The following is a 5168-nucleotide window of genomic DNA, read 5'->3' as shown; positions in this document are numbered from 1 at the left end:
TTTCCAAATCCATTGCAATGTTCCATCGCTGTGAAATATACGATGATTAGGTTTGGCAATTGTATATAATCCAATCAAAGACGGAAGAACCTCAATACATAGGATTTCTCATAGACGCTATTTCAAATAGTTTAAAAATATTTCTAATTTAATCCTTACTTAAAAAAATAATAGAGAAATAATAATATGATTTAATTTTTTAATGAAAACTTTTCTATCTTGACAACATGAAACTGAAAAAGTGGACTTATTTATCTGAAATATTGAAAGAGGTTGTTCAATATCTATCCTATCAGAAAATGACGAAATTGAAAGGTTCTAATTACCAATGTTTTCTCCTATGTTAAGGGATCCAATCGAGTGGTTTATACAACCTATTTCATTGCTTCTATAATTTTTTCCAAATTATCCTCCATAGTCTTAAGGAAAGGTACATCAGGATATAAACCAAGGGGATCAATGATAATAACCTTGACTCCTGTTTCTTGAGCTAAAATCTGTGCCGCTTTTTGACTTAATTGGGGTTCGGCAAAAATCACTGGGCTCTCTGAACTTTTTAGGTCATCAATGAGAGTTTTGATTTTCTTAGGAGACGGTTCTTCTCCGGGTTTTTCCTCAATAACACCTATTTGGACGAGGTTATAATCCCGGGCTAAATAATCCCAAGCAGAGTGGGCTGCAATAAAATGACGGGTTTTTGAATTTTTTATTTTTTCACTAAACCACCGATCCAATTGCTGGCATTGTTCTATATATGATTGAGCATTTTTTAAATAAATTTCTTTATTATCGGGATCAATCTTTATTAGTGCTTCGGCTACCGACTCTGCTAAAATCGAAAGATTTTGTAATGATACCCAAACATGGGGATTCCCAAACTGATGTTCATGATCATTTTCCTCATGGTCGTCTATGGTTTCAACCACTTTCCCTACTTCGATGAGTTCAAGACTATTTCCTACCGCTTGAGCCATATCATAGGCAAACATTTCAAGACCCAAACCAACAATAAAAAATAAATCAGCTTGCTCCAGTTTTTTTATATCTGATGGTTTTGGATCAAAGGTGTGTGGGCTCACACCATTCGGCACCAGGAGGTGAACTTTAACCCTTTCACCCCCCACCTGAGTCATCAAATCAGCTAAAGGAGAAATTGATGCAACAACCTGAATGGTTTCAATGGAAGCTTGAACACTTTGGTTTCCTCCTAAAATTATTATGAGAAAACCGATTAAAAACAGGATAACCAAAAAATTCAATGCTTTCATCATTAAACCTCCTTTGGCCTTAGGCTTTCTCAAAATGTATTTTAATGTTTTAATAGCGCACCTTTACCCATGTCTTCTATCATAAGAGAAATCCTATATATCTTTCTTATTATGGACATTAATCAAGAATGAGGTGCATGTTCCTGCTCAAATATGATGTCATTTAGCAGTATAAATACTTAGCGAAATACCGCCGATCTTTGGTTCCTCATTCCATCTTCGATCCATCGCTGGTGAGAATAAACCATCGGTTGAGGAAATTTTGAAATCGAATAGAATCCGGATTCTAAAATTTCGGTTTGGTTATTTCTCAAATCTCCTTCTTCTAACTCGCAAAAAAAACAAGCAGTAACAAACTGAATGATTTCTCCAACGTTATAACTTAATACCTGATCCGAAGGGTGAGAATAGAGACCCACCAAATTCTTTACTCTAATTTTAAGGTTTAATTCTTCCTTTATTTCACGAATAACCGCTTCTTCAAGAGTTTCACCTCGTTCCATTCTACCAGTCGGTAGTGCCCAGTAAGAATTATCCTTTCTTTTAATCAATAAAATCTGTTTATTCTTATTAAGAATGAATGCTGCAACGGCTACTTCGATCTTCTCTGGCCAGGGAAAATCCGGCTTCTTCCAGGGATACAGCTGGAACGATTCTTCAAGCAGCTGAAAAAGATTATTGACTTGTCCATCAGGAATACGGTAATCTCGCAAGGTAGGATACTGAATCAACTGAGCTGAAACCAAAACCGCTGGAATATTCACCTGGTGAGCTCCTAAAATATCAATTTCCGGACTATCACCAATCATAATCGTTCTTGTTTCAGGGGAATAACCATTTTGGGCAATCTGAAAAATTAAAGCTGACGGTTTCCCAACAATAAAAGCTTTTCTTCCAGTAACATTTTCTATCAATCTCACTATTGAACCGGTTGCCGGTTGTCTTCCCTGTGGAGTTGGATATGAGATATCACCATTGGTTGCAATAAAAGCAACTCCCCGTTCAACATAGCGAATAGCTTGTTGGATCTCTTTTAATTTTAAGTCTTCATTAAATCCTATGACAATTGCTTCGGGGGAATCATCAACAAGGGTAACTCCCATTTCAGTGATTTCTCTTTTTAAAGCATCGGTTCCCACCACCAATACTTTAGATGCTTTCATTTTATGTAAATAGTAGGCTGCGCACCAAGAAGCGGTAATGATATCTTCCTTATCTAAAAAAATATTCATTCTTGATAGTTTTTCTTGGATCTCTTCCCGAGAAAAACGTGAATCGTTGGTAAGAATTCTTACTCCTTTCCCCCGTTTTTGTAACCAACTAATGACTTCGGCTGCACCTAAGCAAAGCTGGTCTCCAATATAGATTACTCCGTCCGCATCAAATAAAAAAAGTTCAAACTCATCAATAAACATACAGCCTCCAGAAAAGTGGAATAAAGTTTTTCCTCATTTTTAATCAATTCCTTATTGATCTAAAAAAGGACTTTTCTGTAATTATTTAGATAATAACCCAACAATTTTTAGGTTTTTCCTTATTCAAAGGAATAACTCCTAAGAGTTTTTAAGTGTTTTTCAATATTTTCCTCAACCCTTTGACAATGGTCTTCTCGATAATCAAAAAGGAATTGATAAAGTTCTTCTCGATACTCTTTCAGAATCAAACCATAGGAAATATGAAGGAGTTGTCGAACTGAGTCATTCTTTAAAAAATCCTGGAGTTTTTTATCCGGTAGATATTCTAAATCAGCAGGAATTTCATTAATTTTGAATGAAACCTGATAGTCTCGGCTATTTTCAGAATAATTCTCCCAACTCAAAGTGTAAATTTTTCGAAATAATTCCGGATTAAAAACAGAAACTGTTTCCAAAGCCTTAAGCCATGACGTTCCGGAAGTTTTAATATGAAAAAGCCCGTGAGTTTCTTCAAAAAAGGTGGGATAAATCGTCATCTTGTCGCTTCCAGAATGAAGACTCAAACGATAACCACCAATATTTTCGGCAATCAAAACCTGTCCCCGGAGATTTTCCCGAAATTGATTTAAATCTCCTCGATAATCAATGCCTTTTTCAAAAGATCCAGGAAATTTCAATGCCAAACTTTGAAAATCAACACCTCTTCGATGAAGCTCTTCCGACAAGAAAAAATGTGTTTCGTACGAAGTGAGAACTTCACCCTCATCTAAAGATATTTCGAGGTCATAATTGGTTAATCGCTCATCAAGAATACTATTCATTTGCTCAATAAAACCCAGAACTGGATATAAGGAAAGAACGATTCGGAGTAAATTTTCTTCATTAAAACTAACTTGAAAACCGCCACCCAGAGAATAACTTCGACCTAAATATCTTTTTAATAAATCCAGTTGATCGGGATTCATTTTTTGATAGGTTTGATTTAAATCCCATTCCGATTGGAACATGAATTCCTTTTCAATATAATCGCTCACATCCAGGGTATAAAAACTATATCCACTATGAATTGCCTGCTGCAAATAATATTCGTCTTTGATATGGTCGGCATCGGCACCAAACCTCCCCCGAAATCCACTTGCAAAAGCTCCCCAAGCAGCATCGAGTAACACCGATTGAAAGGTTCGGCCAGTTTTTTTCAATTCCCTTGGAGACTGCTGAGCAACAATCGGAAAAACTTCATATTTTTTTAAAACACTTAAATGAGCTGAGGATACCAACCCCAAACGATCTCCAGTACCAAAAGAAAGCTTAACCCCGCATGTTTCCGGTTTGAGCGAAAGGATTTCTTGCGACAAAAGTTGATAATTCTCGAAACTATAAGGATAGATGGTAAAGGAAAAATTATTATAGAATTTTTGATTTTCGATCCAGGGATCCTTGAATATTGGAGCCTTTTCCAAGCTCCACACACCTAAGTATTTCTCTTCAGGACCCATCACCGGTATCAATTTTGCATTATAAGGTTGATATTCCCAAACCAAAGGAATAATTTGTAAAATTTCATTTCTCTCTTCAGCGATCTTTTTTACCAGATCAGAAGTAATTTGGATCAAAGTTTAATCCTCCTCATATTAACCATTTATCACATTTTCACTATGACTTTTAACTCTTCATTTTTTGAGTTTTCAGCCCGATCTAAAGCAAAATCAATTGAATTGAAAGGATATTCATGAGTAATAAAGTCTAAGGGGTTCACTTGATGGGTTGTGATCAGTTCCAACGCTCGTATAAAATCTTCTCGGGAATAGGTACGAGATGCAGTAAGCACTTTTTCTTGAGAAAAAATCTTTAATACATCAATATTTCGCTTCTCTCCTGAAGGAACTGCCACCAATACCAATTTACCGGCTGGTTTTAATAAATCCAAAGCAATATCGAGAGTCTCATCGTTTCCGACAACATCAAAAACACTATCATATTTCCCAGCGTAGTGATGATTTTTTATCAGTTCCCTTAAATTATGTTGAGAGCTGTTGATTACATCTTGAGCGCCCAATAGAAGTGACCGTTCTAATCTTTCAGCAATCACATCAATAACCGTTATTGATTTGGCTCCCAAGACCTTGGCTACTTTTAAAATGACCGATCCGATTATTCCTCCACCGATGATAGCAATAGAATCCTTTTGGCTTGTTCCATTGATTCGATTGGCGTGAACCCCAACTGCCAATGGCTCAGAAAATACCGCTTGATTTGGTTGAATCGGTTCTTCAAAAGGAATTAAATTTTTGGCTTTGACCAAGACGTATTCGGCAAATCCTCCATTCATATGAACACCATATAATTTAACTTTTCGGCAACGATTGACATTCCCCAATCGACAGGATTCACATTCCCCGCATCCAACTACCGGCATGACAGCTGCCAGTTGACCAGCTCGGAAAGAAGCATCTTTTGATTCAACAACCTCTCCAACAAACTCATG

The 5168-nt window shown here is 36.4% G+C and carries 4 protein-coding genes; all 4 read right to left on the bottom strand.

Going from position 1 to position 5168, the window contains the following annotated elements:
• Positions 1 to 374 precede the first annotated feature (374 nt).
• Positions 375 to 1271, bottom strand: coding sequence for a metal ABC transporter substrate-binding protein (locus PLK24_RS08025; RefSeq protein ID WP_324477981.1), 897 nt, complete (start codon positions 1269 to 1271; stop codon positions 375 to 377).
• Positions 1272 to 1447: 176 nt separating this feature from the next.
• Entirely contained in the window at positions 1448 to 2683 is a 1236-nt protein-coding gene (locus PLK24_RS08020) for an HAD-IIA family hydrolase (protein ID WP_324477979.1), read from the bottom strand.
• 119 nt (positions 2684 to 2802) lie between these two features.
• Positions 2803 to 4296, bottom strand: coding sequence for a tagaturonate epimerase family protein (locus tag PLK24_RS08015; protein WP_324477977.1), 1494 nt, complete (start codon positions 4294 to 4296; stop codon positions 2803 to 2805).
• A 29-nt stretch (positions 4297 to 4325) separates the two neighbouring features.
• On the bottom strand, positions 4326 to 5168 hold an 843-nt coding region (locus PLK24_RS08010), incomplete at its 5' end, for a zinc-dependent alcohol dehydrogenase (protein ID WP_324477975.1).

It is taken from the genome of Atribacter sp., assembly GCF_035418125.1.
GTDB lineage: Bacteria > Atribacterota > Atribacteria > Atribacterales > Atribacteraceae > Atribacter > Atribacter allofermentans.
This window is presented reverse-complemented; position numbering and strand designations above follow the sequence as displayed.